The organism is Ruminococcus sp. 1001713B170207_170306_F1 (assembly GCF_015668065.1).
GTDB lineage: Bacteria > Bacillota > Clostridia > Lachnospirales > Lachnospiraceae > Blautia_A > Blautia_A faecis.
Map to the genome: position 1 here is coordinate 63,570 of NZ_JADPEX010000001.1, position 22,745 is coordinate 86,314.

Sequence of the window (22,745 nt, forward strand, 5' to 3'; positions counted from 1 at the left end):
TTCTCACCTCAGAGTCACGTAGTCTTCAGGTTCTGCAAGAATGGCATCACCATCTGAAATATATCCTGTCCAGGTATCTTTCACAAAGGTGTCTTCTCCCTCAAACGCAATATTCTCATCTGTGGGATAGGCTTCCATGTGTTTTGGTATCGCAAGGCAGGTTACCGTGAATGTATCCTTGTCCTGAACTTTTTTTCCGTCTTTTGTAACTTTACTCAATGTATAGCCATCATCCGTTTCTTTGACTTCCACGGAAATGCCGCTGACCACAGGCAGAGAGCCACGGTTAAAGGGAATGAAACCTCCCTGATAGCCTTCTACAAAGTTTCTGACCAGTTCTGTCAGTTCTGCCCCGCTTATCCTGCAGCTATATGCCGAAAGACTGTTTGGCATGATCATGTCTCTTGCCATTTTTTCTGTATATCCAGCTTTCAGCACGTTTCCCGTAAAGCTGTTTCCGGTTGCGATTAGCACATCCGTCCCATAAATACCACGCAGAGTGTTTGCCATAACCGAATAAGCCGCATTTCCCCCACTGCTATGAAAACGGTTGGAATAGGATTTCTGTGAATCCAGCACGATATTCTCTGAAGCAGATTCTTCCGCAAGAAGCTGGGAATTAAATGACTGATAGGCCTGCTCTGCATCGTATTCTCCTGAAATCATCTTCGAAACCACATCCTTGGAAACGGAGAAAAAGTCATTTGACGCAATGCGGATATACATGTGGTTTTCCTCGATCACAGGTTTCACATCCTTCAGATATTCCGTAAGCTTAAGATCCACATCCTGGCTGTAGCTTAACAGATCCTGTCCATCACTAATGATCCGGTTCTGTGCATCCTCTGAAAGCATTGTATTCAGTACCTTCATTGCTTTCTTCCGGCGCGTCTCGTCCTGTGTCAGGTCACGGTTTAATGCCACCTGAAAATATGGGGTCGTCATCAGCCACTTTTCGCCATTCTCCTGAAAGAATGGCAAAAATGTTGTGTTAATGCCCTGATCCTGTAACATTTTTACACCAGCTGAGCTGCTGAAGTACATGGCAAGCTTACCACTTTGGTACATCTCAATTATATCATCATAATTCATATCCAGATCGTCCTGGTTCAGCCCGGTATCCTGGATAAACTGTTCCATGCGTTCAAAAGCCTCCGGCCAGACGGTATCATCCAGACCTTCTCTCTTTGTATTATCCGGGTCACTGTAGGTGGTGCGCCACTTGCGTCCGTCTACAGAAGACAATTCTGATGCAGACAGACCCTGCAGTGTTTCCATACAGGTATAATCGTAATAATAGTCTGCAGTAAAGCCACGGATTCCCACCTCGTCAAATGCCTGGCAGGCAGAGACAAAGCTTTCATAATCGGTTGGCAGCGGAATTTCATACTTTTCAAAAAGGTCCTTGTTCACTACAAAACCGTGGGCATCTGCACACACGGGAAGCCAGTTTACGCTGCCATCCTCGTTCATAAAACTGCTGAGGTAGGTATCATAGACAGCACCTGCCTCATTGGTTGTGGAAAGATCCATCAGACTGTCATTCAGCGGACTTGCGTCATGCAGGGAAAACCGGCAGCAGGTAATAATATCCGGCAATCCACCGTTTTCATCAAGAAATTTATAAAAATCCAGATCATTATTGCCGACTACAAATTCAACATTGATATCCGGAAGCTGTTCCTGGATGTATGGTGCATATTTATCATACAGGCTGGTGCTCCATAAATACACTGTGATGGTTTCTGCATCTTCTTTTTCTGCAATTTTTCTGCCGCAGCCTGACAAAAGTGATGTGCCTGTCGCCATCACCAGAAGTACAGCAAGTAACTTACTCCGTTTTTTCTTTTTCATTATGACTCCCCCTGAAACTGTGTTTCATTAGTTTATAAATTATATTTATTAATAATTTTCCATCAACAGGCTTTGCTATATGTTCATCCATTCCTGCTTCTTTAGCTCTCAGTCTGTCCTCCGTGAATGCATTTGCTGTCATTGCAATGATCGGAATCATCTTTGCATCCTCTCTGTCCAGAGAACGGATTTTCTTTGTAGCTTCATAACCATTCATAACTGGCATCATAATGTCCATAAGAATGACATCAAATTCACCAGGTTTACTTTTTCTGAATAGCTCAACAGCTTCCTGTCCATTCCATGCTTTCGTCACCTCAGCACCTTCATTCTGGAGCATAAATTCTGCAATTTCCATGTTCAGCTCATTATCTTCTGCCAGAAGAATATGCAGCCCCTTTATAGATTTTTCTGATACATCCTTCTGTTTTTCACGTTTATCCGCATTCATATCTATTTTGAACGGAACCCGGATCACAAATGTAGTTCCTGTTCCTTCTTCACTTTCAAAGGTAATGGCTCCGCCCATTTTCTCGACCAGATTCTTTGCAATCGGCATCCCAAGTCCTGTTCCGGCAAATTTTGTGCGGCTTCCTGTGTGTTCCTGTGCAAATGGTTCAAAAATATGTTTTTGGAACTCCTCAGTCATTCCGATTCCGGTATCCCGGCAGACAAATTCCATTGTGGTCATTCCTGGCTGTCCGGCTGGGATTTCCATGCAGCTGATATAGATATGTCCGTTTTCTCTGTTATATTTCACCGCATTGGACAGGATATTCATCATCACCCGTTTCACATACCCCGGACTTCCAATAAAATCCCGGTGTGTGATTTCTTTTTTCTCCCACACGATCCTGATATTCTGTTCTGCAGCCATCTGCTCGATTACAGAAAGTACTTCCCTTGAAATACTGCTCAGATTAAATGGAATCTCTTCCAGAACGATTTCGCCTGACTCCAGCTTACTCATATCCAGAATTTCATTTACCAGTTCCAGCAGCAGGTTAGATGCTTCTTTCACCTTTGTTCTGTATTCCGTCTGCTTTTCCATATCATCTGCATAATAGTCTGCCATATGTACCATGCCGCAGATTCCATTGATCGGAGTCCGGATATCATGGCTCATTCGCTGTAGAAACTCTGTTTTTGCCTCATTGGCTGCTTCTGCCTTTTTTGCTGCTATCAGAAGTTCTTCTTTATATTTTTCATCTTTTTCCTGTTCCTGTTTTCGGTGTGCCAGATTGGTTCTGTATGTCCAGAACCAGAATATACTGAACATCAGAAAATAAAGAAAAATAACACTTATCACACTTAATGGAAGATTATGGAACACTTCTGTATCCGGAAGATATGCATAAATATAGTAATCCCTCTGCTTCAGCATGATTCCGTAGCATCCTGTTCCTTCATTCTTCAAATGATAAATGTGCTGACTGTCTGTATGCCTCTTCATTGCCTGAACAACTTCGTTGTCAGCCGTATTCTGCCCCAACAGGCTCTGATCATTGCTGGCAACAACAATCCCCTCGTCTGCAACAATAATCGTTCCATCTTTCTGGATACTATAACCATTTAAAAGCCCTTGTATCGTCAGTGTATAGTTTCTGGCAAATTCAGGAGGTGTGTAATAGTAGATTGCCACAATACCCGGTGCATCTTTTCTGGCACAAGCTGCAATATCAATATAGGATCCGTCTTCCCTGGCAAACCGTTCTGAATAAGATCTTTCTTCATATCCGGTAAAATCCATGATAATGTCTTTTTGCAGATACTCCGTAATCTCATCGGTCAGAGACTCATCCGTACTGTATTCGCAGTCCGTCTTTCCCTCTGTATCCAGTACAATGATACCATCCACCCAGAGAGTCTGCAGGTTTTCTTTCAGGAACTCCCGGCTTAGCTGCCCGCCGTTTTCTGTCTCCATTTTAATATTTGTACTCATCTGTCTGGCACTTTCAATGGCACGGAGGAGGCTTTTGGATTCCGAAGATTCATTATAATGGGTGTAGGTGGAACACTGCACTTTGACATAATTTACAATCTCTACCATTCTTTTCTCGGCTTCCGTTTTTTCTGCATGGAAAAAATAAAACAGTGAACCTACAGCCACACAGATTCCAAACAGACCTCCAATCAGCTGGATCCGTTTTTCTTTTGTCTTCCTCTTAATATCCAAGATCATCCACCTCCAGATATTTCTGGGGATCATCCAGATATTTTCCAATAATTTTCAGGGATGTGCCATCCTGACGCATTTCTTCCAGCGTCTGGCTCATCTGCTCACAGATTCCTCTGTCATCATCTTTTGCAAAAGCGACACCTATTCCAGTGATCATCAGAGGCTCTTCCAGGATACGAAAGCTTGCGTCATAATCCTTCATATACTGGACAACAGATTCCTCATGTGCGGCGACTGCATCTACATATCCTTTTCCCAGAAATGTATAAATCAACTCCCGGTGTCCGAGACTGATCAGATTTGCCAGTTTTGGGATTCTATCATCTGTCCGGTCCAGAAAAATGCCTTCCGGTTTGGTTGTGGACTGGACAGCCAGGTTCTTTCCCTCCAGGTCACTCAGTTTATAAATATCACTATTCTCATTTACAGCGACCACCTGACGGCTTGCTATATATGGTCCCGCCCAGCGGTAACCATCAAGACGCCCTTCCATGGAAAAACAACCCATGATACAGTCAATCTCTCCGCTCTCCACCAGTTCTTTTTTCTTCTCCCAGTTGATCTGGGCAACCTCCACCTGATATCCCATTCTTTTGAAAGCTTCTGTAGCCAGTTCTACATCTATGCCCGTCGGTACGCCATCCTCGTTCAGATAATTGTATGGCGGATAGCTGTCACTGCCGAGGGTAATAACGGGCTTTTCTGTTTCTTCTTTCGTGTTATCTGTGTTTTTACACCCTGCCAGGGTGACTGCTAAAATTCCCGCAAGCAGAATGCCTGCAATCACTTTTTTTCCTTTCATTTTCTGTCTATCCTAACTATCCTTCTCGTATTTTTCATATCTGATTCCCTGCCATAAAATTATTATTGTTACGTCTATGAAATAACACCGTAAAAAAACACTGTCTCACAGACAGTGCACCTCAGTTCATGCAACTGGCTGCCATTTTACAGGCCCTGTAGCTTTGCGTCACAGACTTTCGTCTGTTTTGCCGATTTTCTTATTATAGCTTTTAAAATTATGCAAAAACCTATTTTATTATACTCCATTGCTCTACTTTACACAAGAAAAACCTCACCGCTTTAACACTTAAAAATTTAAAAAAAGAACAGCCGATACATATACTCGAACTGTTCTCCTTCTTCCGAAGTCCACGCAGCATTGACATTACTGTTTCCAGACATGATCTGCTGCATTTATAAGGCATCCCAGATTCCTTTATTTTCAAAATTAAATGCCGCATTTCGTGCATCCTCTACAATTTCCTTGTCATAACCTAACATATCCAAAAGCTGAATCGCATTTCGGGATGTGGCTCTTCCCTTTTTCAGGATATAGGAAAATACCACCTCTTTTTCCTGTACGTCTTCCTCAAAATGATAGTTTTCATACTGGGAATCCAAAATGTACGACAGTTCTATGTCATGAGTAGCTGCAAAAGGCAGCACCCATTTTTGCCGAAGTGCATTTAAAATTCTGGATGAAGCAGCAATCCTCTCAACCGTATTTGTACCTCGAAGCACTTCATCAATAATACATAAAAGTGGCTCCCTTTTCTTACTTTCTTCCAATATTCGTTTCAGCGACTTGATTTCTACAATAAAATAGCTCTCTCCACTCTCTATATCATCCCGCAATGCCATAGATGTCATAACTTTCAAAAACGGTGCCTGGTAGGATGAACAAGTACAGGTAACAAGCGTCTGGGCAAGAATACTGTTCATTGCAACATTTTTTAGGAATGTAGATTTTCCGGATGCGTTAGAACCGGTTACCAAAGTTCCTCCGGCTACTTGAAAGCTATTGGCAACTGCCTCCTGAAGCAGTGGGTGATACAGATCTTCTACAGCCATTTCAATCTGCGTGACACCACTTTCCCAGCTTTTAAACTCAGGTTTGCACCAAAGCGTAAGAAGTTCCCGAAAAGATGCAATGGAAATACACGCATCCAGTTCTCCAATATTATCAATAAGCTTCAAAATAGAGTCCGTTTTGTCCTGAATTTTTTTCAAAAGACCGTTATAAACCAGAATGTCTATATGAGTCAGCATTCTGATATAGTCCATAAGAATCTGTGCCGGATCTCCTCCATCTGTATTTTTACTGGTCAAAAAAATTGCTTTCCGGTTAAGACCCTTAAACACCGCTCTGGCTTCTGCAATAGCAGACATCTGCTTTCTTGTTTCTGACCATTGCACATTCTTTATTTTTTCTGCAACAGATAACATTCGAAGCAAGTGTGCATAACAATCCAGGTAAGCTTCAATTAATTTTCGGTCATTGCCTGCATAATAAATTGTAATATTTGTTATCATTAAGACTATGAAGCAAAAAAAGCCAACTACTGGCTTCACAGGTAAAAGCACTGCAACATTCAACACCAGCAGTATCAACATAAACCAATGGATTCCTGTTTTTACCTCAGAAGAACTTTTAAGAGCCAATACCGTATCCGACAAAGAACCTAATCTCGTTTTTCCAATCTGCGACAGGAGCAGCTGCATATGCTCCCGTTCTTTTTCATGTTGGGAAAAAAAATCTATCAACTCATCTCTTTTGTCTATTTCAGCCTGAGAAAATACAGGTCTTCGCATCATATCATAAAGCACATCTTCCCCAGGAGAAGAAATCGTCTGATTTACCATCTTATAAAGGCGATCCATATCCAGATCATTCCAGGTAATATCATCTATTGCGAAACCTTCTTTTTCTCTTCGTCTAAAATAATGGGAAATCTGCTCAATGTCACCAGGCTCATATTGTCTGGTATACGGCTTCCCCCAGTTTCTTCGAATTTTAGTCAAGATACGCTTTTTATTTTTATAATTTTCATATATAATCCATAAAACAAATAGCAAAAGGCATACTGCTATTGTCAAGATTACTGATACATATGGATTCATTCCGCTTTCACCTCTTTTATGTAATCAATTCAATAGAATTGTATTTTTTAGTTCTCTTGCCGCAGCTCCCATAGGATGCTGGCTGTCATACACCAGGCAGATCTGGCGCTCCGGAATTTCATCTTTTAATGGAATCTGTACGATCTCTTTTTTCAAAAGGGAAGGTGCGGCCATTGGCTGGGGCAAAAAGGCAAACTTATCTTTTTTCTCTGTATAACAAATTTTTATCCATTCATCATCTGCATCTATAATCTTGCAGGATAATTCAGTTTTTTCCGCAAAACTAAAAATGAACTCTGATCTGATAATACATTGTTTTCCTACAAGATCATTAATCAGCTTTGACATATATGCCACTCCTCTCTGCTTTTTCTCCAATCGTTTTACTTTCGTTTCCAAACGCTTTACTTTTCCCGGATACGCTGAATAACAAAGTAGCAGCAACAATGCTACAATCCCAAACCATTCCATCTCTTTCTCCTTACAGCATTTTCATATTCTACAAGTCGTAAAACTTTATAATTGCTCTTCAGCTTCCATCCACATCAATACTTTTTACAATGCGGACAATGCCATGCACGTTGTTCTGCTGGATATGGCAAAATAATAACAATCTTTCTGAAAAAAATCCTTTTATACCTGTTTTCTTTATTCCGTATCAGCCGTAAATTCATATGAGTGTAATCCACCTTGTGCAGGTCCTTCTACCTTGAAATCATATCACACTCTCCGTCATATTTCCATTTCAATTTACTTTCAAATCACTCCTGTCATATTTCCTGTCGGCTTGCTTCTGTAACCAGCATCCGGTTGATTTTCTCCTGCATTGCTGCAATCATCTCTGACATTTCCATGATTCAATATCCCCCAAAAGCAGGTTAGCCTCTTCTCTTTGAATCTTTGCTACATTCTGTGCAAGTTTTTACCAGATAGACGGCTTTACCTCTCCTTAAAATGCTTTCTGGTTTTGAAGTTTACTGTATGACCAAGATACTCTCTTTTCTTCAGAATCCCTGCTACTGTGGAAGATTCTCTGTACAACTGCTGCCGCTTCTTCATCACTGACCCATATATTCGAATCATCCTTATCTTTAAGATAACCATACGGTATTGTACTTGCCACATGCTTCCCTCTTAAGGTAGAAACTACCACCCCTCCCCTGTATATCGCTTAAGAGGAAAATACCCTTTAGGATGATTTCTACTCCTAAAGGGTATTTTTATAAATAATTATTTATTTAATTTATGAAATAATATAAAACAATACTTAACCGCTCAGGTATTTTCCGGATAAATCCCAATAAACGTTAGAAGCGGAAGTACACGGAAATCATGTAAAACAATTTTCATTTCCCTGGCTTTTTTCCCCTTAACAGGAATGATCTTCTGATAGCCAATTACCGTTCCTGTGTAAATACTGTTCCATATTTCCCCTTCTTTAACAAATACCTCATATTTTTCTACTCTCTGGCTATAGCAGACAGCCTCTTTTAATACCAGATACCCCAAATTGTATGAGTCGTCCAGGCAAATCGTTATCTCTACTGGCAGCTCACTGCTTTCAGGCTGATACCATGCTTCCAAAGTATCCTCTGTCAAATTAGAAGCCGGATGCGCCGGATCTTCATTTTCCGAAAAAACATGTGCTGTACTCATTAAATTATGAGCAAAAGATTTCTTTTTCCAGTTTCCAAATTCTTCCAGACGTTTAACATCATTTTTATGAAGAAGTCCGTTTGGCATAGGTGGAATGTTTAACAAAAAGGTTGCATTTCCTCCAACAGCCCCAATATAGATATGAACCAGCTCTTCCAGACTTTTCACCTGATCATCTTCTTCTGGATGATAAAACCATCCAGGTCTTATAGAAGTATTTACTTCTGCCGGATACCAGATCAGATCCGTTTCACCTTCAAGCGCTTTTCTGCTTCCAAGATCTTCCATATCACTGGTAATCCGGCGCATTCTGAATTCCTCATCATCGGTCTGCTGGCTTCTTTCCTGTACACTCTCTGCAAGTGCTGTACGCGCAGGAACAACACTCCACTCAGATTTTCTTACATCGCCAGCTTCATTTCCACACCATCGGATATCTGGCCCGCAGACACAGATACATGCGTCTGGCTGATATTTTCGAACACATTCGTAATAGCGATTCCAGTCGTAGACCTGTTTTTTCCCATTAGGTCCTTCCCCACATGCACCATCCAGCCAGACACTGAAGATTTCCCCGTATCTGGTAAGAAGCTCTGTAAGCTGGGACAGGTAGTAATCGTCATACTCTTTTCCCATTCCATAGCAGGGCTGGTTTCGATCCCATGGAGAAAGATAAATTCCAAATTTCAGTCCATGGCGGCGGCATGCTTCGGACACTTCCCGGACCACATCTCCCCTGCCATTTTTCCACGGGCTTGCTGCAACGCTGTGACTGGTATATCTGGTAGGCCACAGGCAGAAGCCGTCATGGTGCTTACAGGTAAGAATTACGCCTTTCATGCCGGCATTTTGTGCTGCAGTCACCCACTGGTCTGCGTCAAACTCTGTAGGATTAAAAATTTGTGGATTTTCCGTTCCATCTCCCCATTCCCGATTGGTATACGTATTCATTCCAAAATGAAAAAACGCATAAAACTCTGTTGCCTGATAGGCAATCTGGCGGCAGGAGGGAACTATTTTTATTAATTCCTGATCAGTTGGCATATGATTTCTCCTTTTTTCATCCCTTCAACCCGCCTGCACCGATTCCCTGAAGCAGATATCTCTGTCCAATGAGATAGATAATAATTGTTGGGATCATAACGATTACAAGTCCGGCAAACAGGGCGCCCCAGTCTGTAGCATATTTCTGCACCTCAAACAAGTTTGCCATACCGATGGGAAGGGTTTTCTTTGCATCTTCCGTAAGAAGAACAAGTGCCAGTGGATATTCATTCCAGAAGCCCATGGCACTTAACATCGTAATGGTCGCAATCCCGGGTTTTGCAAGAGGCACCATAACTCTTAATAACAGCTGGATATTAGTAGCACCGTCAATTCTTGCAGACTCCTCATAATCCCTTGGTACCGCAGACATAAATCCCTGTAAGGTAAAAATACAGAAAGGAAACTGCATAACTGCATAAACAAGACATAATACCGGCAGGTTATTTAATCCGTTCACAGCCTGTAATTCTAGAAACAAAGGAATCATAATGTAAGTAGCCTGCAGAAAAATACAAGCCATGTAGACCGTAGAAATCAGCCTGCTGCCCACAAAACGGTATCTTGCCAGTACATAAGAGATGGGAATGACCAAAAGCAGAAGCAATACAGTGGAAAGCACTGTCACAAATATGGAATTTCCAAAATAAGCGGCAATATTTGCTTTCTGCCATGCTGCCACAAAATTATCCAGATTCAAAGCTGCGGGCAATGCATAAGGATCTGTCAGATATTCTGCATTTGTCTTAAACGCAGACATCAGGTTCCAGAAAAGCGGATACAAAAAGATAACGGTAAACAGAATCATCAGGATCCTGATACACCAGGTTCTTACAGTTTTCATCAGTCTCCCTCCTATTCTTTTTCAGATGATATTTTTTTAGAAATCATTGCAAGGACGATTGCAAGGCCAAGGGTAAACATGGCGATTGCCATGGCATATCCAAAGTTGGCATTTCTCATACCCTGGGTGTACATATACTGCAACAGGACACTGGATGCGCCGTTTGGTCCACCACCTGTCATAACATTGGACAGGGTAAAACTTAAGTTGATAGTACCAGACAGGGAAAGTATATAGGTCGTTCCAATTGATCTGCGTAGCAGCGGAATGGTGATCTTAAAGAACTTCTGCACTCCTGTTGCGCCGTCAATGGAAGCAGCTTCATAAACCTCCTGGGAAATCCCATCAATGGAAGCCACATGCATGACCATGTAATAACCAATGGCCTGCCACACCAAGGCTGCACCGATACACCAGAGAGCCGTTTTTCCCTCTCCAAGCCATGCGTGTTTCCAGGTGGAGAGATGGAACAGATCAAGCATATGATTCAGAATTCCTCTTGTGGGATTAAACACAAAGGACCACACAATACCAACTACAGTCATGGAAACAATACTTGGGAAAAAGAATACGGTCCGGTAAAATGACTTTTCCTTAAGCTGTCCCTGAGTAAGGATAAATGCAAATACAAGACTTAGAAATATGGTCACAGCCGGGATTACCAGCATCAGCTTAAGAGTATTAAACAGTGCCTGAAGAAAATCCTTATCCTGGAACATATACCTGTAATTATCCAAAAATACAAATTTGCTGTTAAAGCCTACGCTAAGTGCAGTGGAACTGGTAAAAGACAGATAAATGGCATTTACCATAGGGACAATCATAAAAACAATGGTTAAGATCAATGCAGGAAGCGTACACAGGGCTATAAATAATCTGGGCTTTTTTACCACGCTTGCTCACCTCTTTAAATTTAAATATTGAAAAATGTGGATGACATCACCGATTGGCAATCTATCTGTTCAGGGTTACAAAAGGCTGCCGCATACACTGTGCAGCAGCCTTTCCATGCTTTACCGTTTTTATCCGGCTGGCATATGAAGTTTAGTTGGCAGCTTCCATATCAGCACGAACCTGTGCGAAAGCAGCTTCCACGTTCTGTGCCCACTCTTCTACTGTCATTTCATCGTTCATAACAGAAGTGATCGGATTGAAGATCTCATCTTTCGGGTTGATCTTGCAGTCAGCCGGAACTGCTGCAAAGCTCATGATCAAGGAAGAAGCATTTGCCTCTTCGTAGATTCCGTACATATTATAGATTGCAGTAGACAGCTTATCTTTTGCTACTTCACGGGCACTCTTGGTAGCATAGAGGGCACCGGAAGCCTCTGCAAATGCAGATACGGATTCATCGCTGTACAGGAAACGAAGGAATTCTTTTGCAAGCTCCGGATTCTTTGCAGCAGCCGGAATGGAGAACTGCTCACAGCTGTCGAATACATAATGCACATCATCTGCGTTCTCAGTTGGGATCGGGGCCATTGCAAACTCAAAGCCTTCTTCTCTTGGAGCATCCTGCATCTCATTTTCCATCCAGGTTCCGTTCGTGATAAATGCAGCTTTTCCAAGCATCATCTCTGTCTGGGACTCTGTATGGTTCATACCTACAGTACCCTCTAACAGATAACCTTTCTCTGCAATTTCTTTGATATGGGTAAGAGCCTTTAACACACCTTCGTTGTTGAAGGAACCTTCCTCATAATTGGCAATCTTGGTAAGAGCTTCCTCACCGCACTCATTTGCAATTGCCGGCCAGAGCATTTCTTCCATGTATCCCGGATAAATTCCCTGATAGGTGAAAAGCGCACGTCCGTCAATATCCTTTAAGGTATCGCCAAGTGTGAAAAACTCGTCCCATGTTTTTGGAACTTCCAGATTGTTCTCATCGAAAAAGGTCTTGTTGTAGATCAGACCCTGCGGACCACTGTTAAATGGTGCCAGATAAATTTCATCGTCTCCGTATGGTGCACACTTTGTACTGGAAAGAATTCCGTCTGTAATGTCATCGCGAAGAGTACCGGTTCCAGCATAGTTTTCTCCGTCAAATACATCGTCCAGATTTAAAAGTGCATGTTCTTTAATCAAAGAAAGAATTACGCCGTCCTCACCACCATCGTTGAGACAGATAAAATCCGGCGCGTTTCCGGCTACGATCTGTGGACGGATAATATCACCAATAGTCGGGCTGATCGTCATATTTACCTTCACGCCCTCATGGCTTGCTTCAAAAAGCTCTACCATCTGATTCCAGTAAGCATCTCCGTATCCACCCTGGAAAATGGCAATGTTCAGTTCCTGTTCTTCTGCTTCCGCAAATGTTGTGAGCGGAGAAAGTACAGTAGCTGCGCTCATGGCAAGAATCATTGCGGATGCTGCAAATCTTTTTTTCATATGGTGTTTCCTCCTTCTGGTTGGCTGTTTTATTACGTTTGCCTGATGATGCTATTATATTGCAAAAATCTTTTGTCGTAAATCGACAAAACAATTCTCGTTATGGAGCATTTTCTTATAAATAATATCCTATATGGATTTTCTTGCGGCATATATGTATTATTTTTTCATCTTTTGCTTTTACATAGATTATTCTGTTTTTTTCCTGTATAATGAATGAAAATAATAATATTTTGACAGATACCCGTCATGGCCAGTAACAGGAGGAGCCTCCATGGAAAAAAAATATCATTTTCAGGGATTTCGTAAATTCAGCATCAAAACAAGACTTGTAATTGCCCTTCTGATGATTTCTATTATACCATTGGTAGGAATCAGCGGCTATTCTTTTCATATATTTTCCGCGGCACTTCAGGAGAAGCTTTCTGCATCTATTTCCCAGACCCTGTCCATGATCAATCTGAATATGGTAAGTGAGATTGAGAAATACCAGTATCTGTGTGGTTCCATCTGTATTAGTGAAGAGATTAAAAAAGGTCTTCTGAAAAAGGACATGACAGATATGGAAAAGAATCAGGCGATACTGGAGATTCAAAGCATGATCCGCAATAAAATCATCTATCCTGCCCAGGCGAAAAACATTACTGTCTATGATACAGATGGAAATATTTTTTATGATCTGGGCTATGACGGGTTCTATCAGAAGGATGTGGACCGAATCCTATCGCAGCTTGAGGAGCAGGACCAGGATGTGTGGGCTTATGCACATACTTACCGTGACAGAAATATTCTGGTTCTTGGAAGAAGGATTTACGAGCATTATTCCAAAAGCCGGGTAATCGGATACACTCTGATTTCTATTGAAGAAAAAATCTTTTCCAAGACGGTACTGGAGCCTGTGGGACTGTCAGATTCTTCCAATATTATGTATATGAATCTGGATGGAACGGTGCTCTCTTCCTGGAACCGAAGTATAGCCCTGGGGGAGAAAACGGATGAGGAGCTTCTGAAAAAAATCCAGGAAAGGCTTCCAAAGAAAACCGATTCCTTTAGTATCCATGAGAATGGGGAGGAACAGCTGGTGACCTATATTTTTAATAAAAATCTGAATCAGCTGTTTGTATATACCATGCCTTACCACTATATCAATTCAGAAGTTTATGCCATGCTGAAACAGATTCTTGTAGTGGTAATGTTTCTGGTTTTACTGTGCATCGGAATTGTAGCCATGGTATATCAGGGAATTATGTCTCCTATTAAAAGAATGCTGGAATTCTGCCGTGAGGTTTCCGAAGGAAAATTATCTGTGCGTATTCAAGACAAGCATAAGGATGAACTCTCCCGGCTTTCCGGCAGCATGGATCATATGGCAGATACCATTGAACATCTGATGGATCAGCAGAAGACTCAGGAAAAGAAAAAAAGAGAGCTGGAGCTGCAGATGCTTCAGTATCAGCTGAATCCTCATTTCCTTTTCAATACTCTGAACAGTCTTCGGTTTGTGGCTGCCATGCATAAGGATCAGATTGTAAGCGACGGAATCCAGGCGCTAAGCAGTCTTTTACAAAATACCCTTACCAATAAGAATGAATATATTACGATTCAGGAGGAACTGGAAAATCTGGAAAATTATTTTTCCATTCTTAGGATCCGGTATGCAGGAAGCTTTGAATATTCTTTCCATGTGGAGGAGGATGAACTGCTCTCCTGCCTGGTTCCAAAGCTGATTCTGCAGCCTCTGGCAGAAAACTCGGTGATGCACGGTTCGTCAGATAATGGCACGGTGATGGAGATTCAGATTACCTGCTGGCGGGAAAATAAGGATGTAATGATCGAACTGTCTGATGACGGCAAAGGCTTTGAGGTAACAGATGACGCCCTGGCACCTCACCCGGAACGGAAAAGGATTGGCGTCGCCAATGTAAATGACCGGATCCAGCTGAATTTCGGACGAAAATACGGGCTGAAAATTAACAGCCAGCCGGGAAAAGGAACTACTTGTACCCTGACCCTGCCGGAGCTTTATGCGGACACGCTTTCATAAAATACACAACTAGAGCCTTTTTCAAACACGCTCTGGTCAGAAAGGACGATACATGTACAGTATACTGATTGTGGATGATGAGCCTATTGTAAAAATTGCGCTTCGTTCCATCCTACCCTGGGAGGAGCATGGCTTTTCTATTTGCGGAACGGCATCAAATGGACTCGAGGCACTGCCTTTGATCGAACAGCATCATCCGGATGTGATCATCACAGACCTGAAAATGCCTGGGATGGACGGGCTTGAGCTGATTCGGACTTTAAAGGAAAAGAATTGTCCGGGAGAAATTCTGGTACTTAGCAATTACGAGGATTTTGATTCTGTGCGAAGTGCACTGTTGCTTGGTGCGGCAGATTATCTGCTAAAAATTAAGATCCAGCCAGATACCCTTCTTGCCTGTCTGAATAAAACGGTAGAAAAATTAAAGGACGAAGTGCCCAGAAATTGGGAAACCGAAAAAAAGGATCCGGAAGAGGATATAGCAAAGCTGCTGCTGGAATTTTTTCAGAAGGATGTAAAGCTTTCAGATTATATGGGACAGCATGCTAAAACCCGACTTGCATTTATGGAAGCTTCCTGTGCCGTCTGCTATGTAACCTTTGAGAAGTATTTATCTAATGACGCATTCTCCATCTCCGGGAGTCTTCTGCGGGATATGATCCTGGATGCGGTTCAGGGAGTGCTTCAGCCCTATATTCTGGTGCTGAACGATTATAGCGCACTGGTTGTTTTTTCCCAGACAGAACTGTCCGACAGTGAAATTAAGGTGGAACAGCTGGTAAAAAAGCTATACAATCGTTTTACCATGTATCAGTCCTTTGCACCAGATATGCCCTATCAGGAAATGTTGGAAAATTACGAGGAAGCGCGAAATGTGTTCCGGGAATTTTCCTCTAATGAGGGACACTATAAAACTGATGTAGCGAAAACCCTGGAGTATATGGAGGAAAATTACATGTACAGGCTGACCCTGTCTTCTATTTCTGCAAACGTAAATTTAAGCTCCAGTTATCTGTGCAGGATTTTTAAATCTGAGGTTGGCACAAGCATTACCAATTATCTGAATAATCTGCGGATACGCAAGGCCGCAACCCTGATCAAGGAAAATACCATGTCCATGAAAGAGATTTCTTCCATGGTAGGAATTGATGATCAGCTTTATTTCAGCAGGCTGTTTAAGAAATGCATGGGAATTTCGCCATCGGAATATGGAAAGAAGTATCATCAGTAGACAGATCATAACACCAATATACCATAATGAAAGGAATAAATATATGGAATTGTATTATAAAAATCCGGCAAAATGCTGGCTGGAGGGATTTCCACTGGGAAATGGACGAATGGGAGCGGTTATTCACGGAGCTTTGGATCATGAAGTGTTACAGTTAAATGAGGACACCTTATGGTCAGGCTCCCCTTACAGCGGACAGACCGGACTTTCCCCTGAAGTAGTGAAGCAGGCCAGGGAGCTTGCAAAAGCAAGGAAATATGAGGAAGCAAAACAGGTTATAGAAAAGAAGCTGGAAGAAGCTGAGGATGTACAGGTTTATCTGCCCTTTGGGGATCTGCTTCTGGATTTTGTGGAGGATAATTATGATGCTGATGGAGGTACAGTTGCAGGTGCTTCGCCAGATTCAGATACAGCAGTGACAGATTATGAGAGACATTTGGATTTAGACAGGGCTGTGGCGTCTGAGTGCTATGTGAGAAATGGAGCTAAGTTTACACGTACCTGCTTTATCAGCGCACCGGCTCAAGGACTTGTGTATCAGATTAATAGCAGCCGGCCATTTTCTATTTTGGTCCACTGTGACGGAGCCTTTATCCGTGAGAAAGATTATAAGGAAAATCATTTCACGCTTACCGGAATCTGTCCGGGAAGAAGCGGACTGAAGGTTATTAAGGAAAATAAACCGGAAGAGTTCCTTTTCCCGGACGAACCAGAGCTTCAGGGTGTACACTTTATAGGAGAAGGGTGCGTAACTGCAGAAGGTGGAAGAGCTACTGGATCTGCTGATGGAATTCTATTGGAGCATGTAACTGGGGTGGAAATCCGTATGGCAATCCGTACCAGCTTCCGGGGATTTGACAAAGCATATACTGAGCAATATTCCGATGCCCAAATTCATCATATGCTGGCTGCCGATTTAGAAAAACTTTCAAAACCATTTGAAGAGCTGCTGAACGAGCACGTAGAGGAATACAGGTCTTTTTATGGGAGAACTTCATTGAGACTGTGGGATGATGTACCGAAGATTTCTGCTGAAACTTCTCAGTGTGATCTGCGGGAGCGTCTTGCAGCATTTCATGAGGGCGCATCTGACCCGGAGCTTTATGCAATCCTGTTTGCTTTCGGAAAATATTTGCTCATCTCATCTTCCAGACCAGGAACCCAGGCTGCCAATCTGCAGGGAATCTGGAGCAATGATATTATTCCACCATGGTTCAGTGATTTCACCGTAAATATCAATACCGAAATGAATTACTGGATGACAGGACCACTGAATCTTGCCAAAATGCAGGAGCCACTGGTAAATCTTTGCAAAGCGCTGGTTAAAAATGGACAGAAAACCGCCAGAGAACTGCTTAACTGTGAAGGAACTGCCTGTTTTCACAACACGGATATCTGGGGTAAAACTTCTCCTGCAACAGGAAAGGCGGTGTGGGCGTTCTGGCCATTTGGGGAGGCATGGCTCTGCCGAAATCTGTTCGACCAGTACTTATTTACAGAAGATAAAGAGTATTTGAAGGAAATTATGCCTATACTGGAAGAAAATGTGCGATTCTGTCTGGCTCAGCTTCAGGAAACAGATCAGGGACTTGCCATCTGTCCCGCTACCTCACCGGAAAATCTGTTTTATGAGGATTGTTCCGTGGCAGAATACAGTGAAAATACCATGGCCATTGCAAGAAATCTGTTTCGGGATTATGTGAAGGGCTGTGAAGTGCTTGGCTTGCAGAATCAGATAATGTGTGATGTACTGGAAGCGCTGGAGCGCATGGTACCTACTGCTATTGGAAGCAAGGGACAGATTCTGGAATGGAACCAGGAATTTCCAGAGCAGGATGTGCATCATCGCCATGTTTCTCATCTTTATGAGCTTCATCCTGGCTGCGGCATTACTCCACAGACACCTGAATTGTATAAAGCAGTGAGAAAGAGTCTTGAACTTCGAGGTGATGAGGGAACCGGATGGAGTCTGGCGTGGAAGGTTCTGATGTGGGCCCGTATGGAGGATGGCGCTCATGTGGAGAAAATTATGAAAAACCTGTTTTATGTAGTAGATCCAATAGAAGAAATGGGAATACGAAGAGGTGGCATCTATCCCAATTTATTTTGTGCCCACCCACCGTTCCAGATTGATGGGAATTTAGGTTACAGTGCTGCGGTTGCCGAGATCCTGGTTCAAAGCCAGGGAGAAGAGCTTGTCCTTCTCCCTGCGCTCCCACCCTCCTGGAGAAATGGGGAAGCCACGGGGTTCATTGCCCGCGGAAACATCCGCGTGGATCTTAAATGGGAGGGGAAGAATGTCACCTACACCTTAACTCCTGCTCATGACACCACTTTACGTCTCCGCGTCGGAAAAGGGGACGTGAGGGGCTATTCACTGCGTGGGGGCGTGACATACGAAGGAAATGGGATGCTAAGCTGAGGAAGAACTTTGTGAGAGCAGACGGTTTTCCGCCCGTCTTATTCGCCTGTTTATTCGTTACTCTGGAAGGCGCCCTTCGTACATAATACTCAGTTCACCATACACCTGTGCCCAGTTCCGGATCGTACTGGTCCATCTCTTGGTAACTTCAAATGTGGCAAGATACAGTACCTTTAATAGAGCTGTATCGCTTGGAAATACGCTTCTCTGGCGATTCAGTTTCCGGTAGGTAGAATTCAGGGATTCAATGGTATTTGTAGTATAAATCACCGTCCTGACCGTCGTCGAAAATTTAAAAATTGGAGAAATTCTATACGTTGTTTTCTCATATTTGCAGATAACGCCAATCATCTAAACTAATTAAATATATTATAAGCAAGTGCATGTACCTGACATAAACCATGGATTGGCATGTAGCTTCTATACGAAAGCTTAATACCTATTTTTTATAGTTTTTTCAATCTAACTCATATATTTTTCCATATCAAGCTTCTTTTCTGATTTTGCAACAATTAGGGATGCTGTCACATCGCCCAGGCTGTTGCTCATTGCACGCATCATTCCAAGCAGGGAGTCCAGTCCCATGACCAGTCCGATTCCTGCAAGCGGAACATTCAACTGTGTCAGAAGTACAGACAGGCATACAAGCCCCGCTCCTGGAACTCCTGGCGCACCTACAGAAAGAACAAACACGGAGAAAAACATAGACAGCATCATTCCACCGTTGATATCAACACCGAAAACTCTTGCCAGTGCCATGCCAAATATCACCAAATATATACAGGTTCCGTCCATATTTACCGTTGCCCCCAGGGGAATAGACAGGGAATAGATTTTCTTTGATATACCAAGTTTATTCTCGCAGGCATCCATGTTCACAATGATCGCCGCATTACTGGAAGCCATGCCGAACACCTGAAGCATTGTGGGACTGTATTTTTTCAAAAAGGGAATCGGATTCAAACGGCCGATTACTCCAAGTAATATACAATATACAGTGATCATCGCCACGATTCCTACTGCAAAAGTTCCCAGCATGGCCAGCATGGACAACAGCACATCCGGTCCTGTCTTTAATACAACCGATACAATGGAGCAAAAGGTTGCAACAGGTATGAAACGTACCAGCATCACTGTAATCTTCAGGAACAGGTCATTGCATGCTTCGAATATATCCTTTAATAATCTGGAATGCTCCCCGATCTTCTCTAATGCAATTCCAATCAGAACTGCCAAAAAGATGAGCTGCATCATGTTGGAATCTAAAAACGGTTTTACAAAGTTTGCCGGAATGATTCCTACAATTGTATCCTTGATTGAAATACTTACATCCGAAACCGACACCGCAGCTGCATCTCCAGCCAGTTTTGCCGCAAGCTCTGGATTACCTGGCTTCAATAATTCAAACACACCTGTTGCCGTAAGAATTGCCAGAACCGTGGTAAGCAGGTAAAAGCCCATGATTTTTCCACCAATACGTCCGGCTTCTTTCAGATCTCCAAATTGGGAAATGCAGCATGCTATGGAGAAAAATACTACCGGGCCTACAATCATCTTCAAAGCATTCAGGAACATTGTGCTGATAGATGTAAAAATAGTATTGTTCAGTGCTTCGTTCACGCCTGAAGGTACAAACACTTTCATCAATACACCTATTACGATTGCAGCTATTAAAGCCAGCATTGTATGTAATACCATGGCATGGGGATTTTTCTGTACTGTAATTTCTACCAGGTTCATGTTGTTCTTGTTTTTATAGCGCAGTCTTTCTTCATTCGCCTTGAGAAGGACATCCCGGATTATTTTTTCTTCTTTTTCCTGTGCGCTCTGAAGATCATCATTTTCCTGGTCCAGTACTTCTTCTATGGTATGACCATAAATAAACTGGAATTTCTCACCACGGAGTGACAGATTCACATATACCCTGCCAAACCTTTTATTCAAAATAATGCAGATCTTTTCATCAGGGTCTTTGGCATGCTCCCTTAATTTCACCAATACTTCCTCTACTAAAAGCATTGTCTTTATGGTCTGCTTTTTCTCTATGCCAAACTCTTCCAGACCTTCTTTGATAAACTCTATTCCCGCTTTTGTATGCTTCTGCTCTACCAGCAATCTTTTGCTCATAGTTCTATTAATCCCTCCTAACCCTAAAATCTTTTATTTACAGTTTTTGATTCCACTTGACGTCATATAAGTTCCTACCAATACCGATATAACTGCAATAATACCGGAAATCAAATCGGTGCGTGAAGTTCTCCCATTTCTGATAAAATCGTCCGGACCTGTTCAGCATCATGAACAGAGATCATTAAATCAATATCATGAAATTCTGAAAGAATCCCTTTAAAGTACAGCAGCATAGATGCGCCTAAAGCCCACTCTATATTTGCTTCATTAAATCGATGTGCAATTTTCTGTAGTAATTCAATTTTCTTCTGTATTTCAGGCATAATATCTCCCACTTGTATATTTATCTGGATAAAACATGTTTGTTACTGATTCCTACGGACCACTCTGCAAGGACTGCCTACAGCAATCACATTGTCGGGAATATTTTTTGTTACAACACTTCCTGCTCCAATCACAACATTATTCCCGATGGTAACGCCCGGTAAAATAATAGCTCCGCCACCAATCCATACATTATTTCCAATGATAACTGGTGCTGTTTGTGTTTTACAAAATTCAAATGATCCGTCTTCTTTAGGTATCCCGAAGCGATCTATGGCATTTGTCGGATGAAATGCCGTATAAATCTGTACATTCGGTGCAATTAAGGCATTATCACCGATACGAATTATATTGTCATCAAGAAAGGTACAATTCATATTTACTTCACAGTTATTTCCGAAGTAGATATTATTACCATAGTCAACGTAAAAAGGAGCCGTTATCCATAAGTTTTTGCCTTTTCCGCCAAGAAGTTCATTCAGAATTCGTTCTTTTTCATCTGCATCCGCAGAATTCATCTGATTATAATCTCTTACCAGATCTTTTGCCTTATGCCATTGTGTCAGCAGTTCCGCATCTCCGCAATCATATAGTTCTCCTGCCAGCATTTTTTCTCTTTCTGTCATAGGTACCTCCATCTGATATCCAAACCACATTGTTTTTTTATAATATGTATTCCATTTGTCTTTCTTTTGTTCGCATTCCCATTTTCTCATAAAACTTTTCTGCTGAAGTATTTCCTGTCCATACATTCAATGTCACTTCATAGCAGCCCAGCTGCTTTGCTTCGTTTTTTACATATTCAAACAGGCTTTCACCAATATGCTGACCTCGTGCTTCCTGATCAATACACAGATCATCAATAAAAAGAGATTTAAATGGAACCATATTGTTTGAAAAAGACTGCTCCCGTAATTGACAAAATGCATACCCTACGCAAACATCAGCCTCATTTACTGCAACATATATTGGTGTTTCTTTATTCTTCAAAATCTCTCTCAATTCGTCTATGGTATATTTTGTTGTACCCGGAATAAAAATATCAGGTCTTATATCTGCATGAATTTGCAGCACCTGTTTTAATAACTCTAGAATTCTCGGAATGTCTTTTTCTTTTGCGTCTCTGATCATCATTTTCGCTCTCCTTTTAACAGATTGATTTATCCGCATTTTCCCTCGCCAATCACAATATTTCTATTTCCAAAATAAGGAGATACCATCAACAATGTTTTATCTGGCATCCTCTTACAAACTCAACTGCATTTTTAATATCTTCATCATCTGGATGCCCTTTTGCAATTCCACCAACCAGTTTAAATGGACCAAATGTGTCATAACCCTTGCATCCGAATTTTCCGATCACCTTAGAATGCTTCTTACTCAAAATCTGCTCTATGGATTTATAGTTTGCATTTCCACCATAAGTACAAATCAGGAATACCTTTTTGTTGTCTGGTAAGTTTTTCTCCGCAAATCCCAATAATGATTGATGAAATTTCGAAAAATAGATTCCCGATGCAAAACCAATCATATCATAGCTGCTCAGATCTGCATTTGGCTGCTTTACAGCATCAATTAAACTGAACTGACACTCGTCTGCTATGCGCTTTACTAATTTTTCTGTATTTCCATGATGCACAGATGCATATACGATTGCTTTTCTCATTTGTTTTCCTTTCTGATAAAGTAAAGCGGACATTCCAGGTCCGCTTTACTACTTGC

General features: G+C 42.0%; 18 protein-coding genes, 1 pseudogene and 1 riboswitch. Of the genes and pseudogenes, 3 read left to right on the forward strand and 16 right to left on the reverse strand.

Annotated features, from left to right (window positions below; all coding sequences use genetic code 11):
* Positions 1-3: 3 nt before the first annotated feature.
* The 10 genes and pseudogenes from I4V84_RS00310 to I4V84_RS00355 form a co-directional block, all read right to left on the reverse strand.
* Positions 4-1,854, reverse strand: coding sequence for an ABC transporter substrate-binding protein (locus I4V84_RS00310; RefSeq protein WP_173717291.1), 1,851 nt, complete (start codon positions 1,852-1,854; stop codon positions 4-6).
* On the reverse strand, positions 1,832-4,036 hold the full coding sequence (locus I4V84_RS00315) for an ATP-binding protein (protein ID WP_195991012.1): 2,205 nt from the start codon (positions 4,034-4,036) through the stop codon (positions 1,832-1,834). The genes I4V84_RS00310 and I4V84_RS00315 overlap by 23 nt, the downstream gene beginning before the upstream one ends.
* Positions 4,020-4,835 carry a transporter substrate-binding domain-containing protein gene (locus I4V84_RS00320; RefSeq protein ID WP_195379707.1) on the reverse strand — a complete coding sequence of 272 codons (816 nt, stop codon included), beginning with the start codon at positions 4,833-4,835 and terminating at the stop codon, positions 4,020-4,022. Before I4V84_RS00320 ends, I4V84_RS00315 begins: the two co-directional genes overlap by 17 nt.
* Before the next feature lie 126 nt (positions 4,836-4,961).
* Positions 4,962-5,037: riboswitch (cyclic di-GMP riboswitch) on the reverse strand.
* A 193-nt stretch (positions 5,038-5,230) separates the two neighbouring features.
* Complete coding sequence (locus I4V84_RS00325) at positions 5,231-6,838, reverse strand: DNA mismatch repair protein MutS (RefSeq protein ID WP_173717294.1); 1,608 nt, start codon at positions 6,836-6,838, stop codon at positions 5,231-5,233.
* Between the two features lie 123 nt (positions 6,839-6,961).
* Positions 6,962-7,408 carry a hypothetical protein gene (locus I4V84_RS19745; RefSeq protein ID WP_237925831.1) on the reverse strand — a complete coding sequence of 149 codons (447 nt, stop codon included), beginning with the start codon at positions 7,406-7,408 and terminating at the stop codon, positions 6,962-6,964.
* A gap of 471 nt (positions 7,409-7,879) precedes the next feature.
* A pseudogene (locus I4V84_RS00335) lies at positions 7,880-8,069 on the reverse strand (recombinase TnpX); the annotation flags it as partial.
* A gap of 143 nt (positions 8,070-8,212) precedes the next feature.
* Complete coding sequence (locus I4V84_RS00340) at positions 8,213-9,637, reverse strand: alpha-L-fucosidase (protein ID WP_195379709.1); 1,425 nt, start codon at positions 9,635-9,637, stop codon at positions 8,213-8,215.
* 16 nt (positions 9,638-9,653) lie between these two features.
* Entirely contained in the window at positions 9,654-10,481 is an 828-nt protein-coding gene (locus tag I4V84_RS00345; protein ID WP_118578099.1) for a carbohydrate ABC transporter permease, read from the reverse strand.
* Positions 10,482-10,492: 11 nt separating this feature from the next.
* Positions 10,493-11,374: a sugar ABC transporter permease gene (locus I4V84_RS00350; RefSeq protein ID WP_148462043.1), complete on the reverse strand. Its 882-nt coding sequence runs from the start codon at positions 11,372-11,374 to the stop codon at positions 10,493-10,495.
* Positions 11,375-11,525: 151 nt separating this feature from the next.
* Entirely contained in the window at positions 11,526-12,872 is a 1,347-nt protein-coding gene (locus I4V84_RS00355) for a carbohydrate ABC transporter substrate-binding protein (protein WP_118578097.1), read from the reverse strand.
* Positions 12,873-13,146: 274 nt separating this feature from the next.
* On the opposite strand from I4V84_RS00355, the gene I4V84_RS00360 reads away from it, so the two are divergent.
* The 3 genes from I4V84_RS00360 to I4V84_RS00370 are packed head-to-tail and all read left to right on the forward strand — an operon-like array spanning position 13,147 to position 18,569.
* Positions 13,147-14,916 carry a sensor histidine kinase gene (locus I4V84_RS00360; protein WP_195991013.1) on the forward strand — a complete coding sequence of 590 codons (1,770 nt, stop codon included), beginning with the start codon at positions 13,147-13,149 and terminating at the stop codon, positions 14,914-14,916.
* 52 nt (positions 14,917-14,968) lie between these two features.
* Positions 14,969-16,147: a response regulator gene (locus I4V84_RS00365; RefSeq protein ID WP_195699182.1), complete on the forward strand. Its 1,179-nt coding sequence runs from the start codon at positions 14,969-14,971 to the stop codon at positions 16,145-16,147.
* 43 nt (positions 16,148-16,190) lie between these two features.
* Entirely contained in the window at positions 16,191-18,569 is a 2,379-nt protein-coding gene (locus tag I4V84_RS00370; protein ID WP_195991014.1) for a glycoside hydrolase family 95 protein, read from the forward strand.
* Positions 18,570-18,626: 57 nt separating this feature from the next.
* On the opposite strand, the gene I4V84_RS00375 is transcribed toward I4V84_RS00370, so the two are convergent.
* The 6 genes from I4V84_RS00375 to I4V84_RS00400 form a co-directional block, all read right to left on the reverse strand.
* On the reverse strand, positions 18,627-18,917 hold the full coding sequence (locus tag I4V84_RS00375; protein ID WP_334285979.1) for a transposase: 291 nt from the start codon (positions 18,915-18,917) through the stop codon (positions 18,627-18,629).
* Positions 18,918-19,031: 114 nt separating this feature from the next.
* Positions 19,032-20,696 (reverse strand): dicarboxylate/amino acid:cation symporter, encoded by a 1,665-nt coding sequence (locus I4V84_RS00380; protein WP_195991015.1) that lies wholly within the window; start codon positions 20,694-20,696, stop codon positions 19,032-19,034.
* A gap of 110 nt (positions 20,697-20,806) precedes the next feature.
* Positions 20,807-21,022 (reverse strand): hypothetical protein, encoded by a 216-nt coding sequence (locus I4V84_RS00385; RefSeq protein ID WP_195991016.1) that lies wholly within the window; start codon positions 21,020-21,022, stop codon positions 20,807-20,809.
* Between the two features lie 42 nt (positions 21,023-21,064).
* Positions 21,065-21,649 (reverse strand): sugar O-acetyltransferase, encoded by a 585-nt coding sequence (locus tag I4V84_RS00390; protein WP_118578091.1) that lies wholly within the window; start codon positions 21,647-21,649, stop codon positions 21,065-21,067.
* Between the two features lie 37 nt (positions 21,650-21,686).
* Positions 21,687-22,157, reverse strand: a complete 471-nt coding sequence (locus I4V84_RS00395) for a GNAT family N-acetyltransferase (RefSeq protein ID WP_195991017.1) — start codon at positions 22,155-22,157, stop codon at positions 21,687-21,689.
* A gap of 85 nt (positions 22,158-22,242) precedes the next feature.
* Complete coding sequence (locus I4V84_RS00400) at positions 22,243-22,689, reverse strand: flavodoxin family protein (RefSeq protein WP_118578117.1); 447 nt, start codon at positions 22,687-22,689, stop codon at positions 22,243-22,245.
* Positions 22,690-22,745 lie beyond the last annotated feature (56 nt).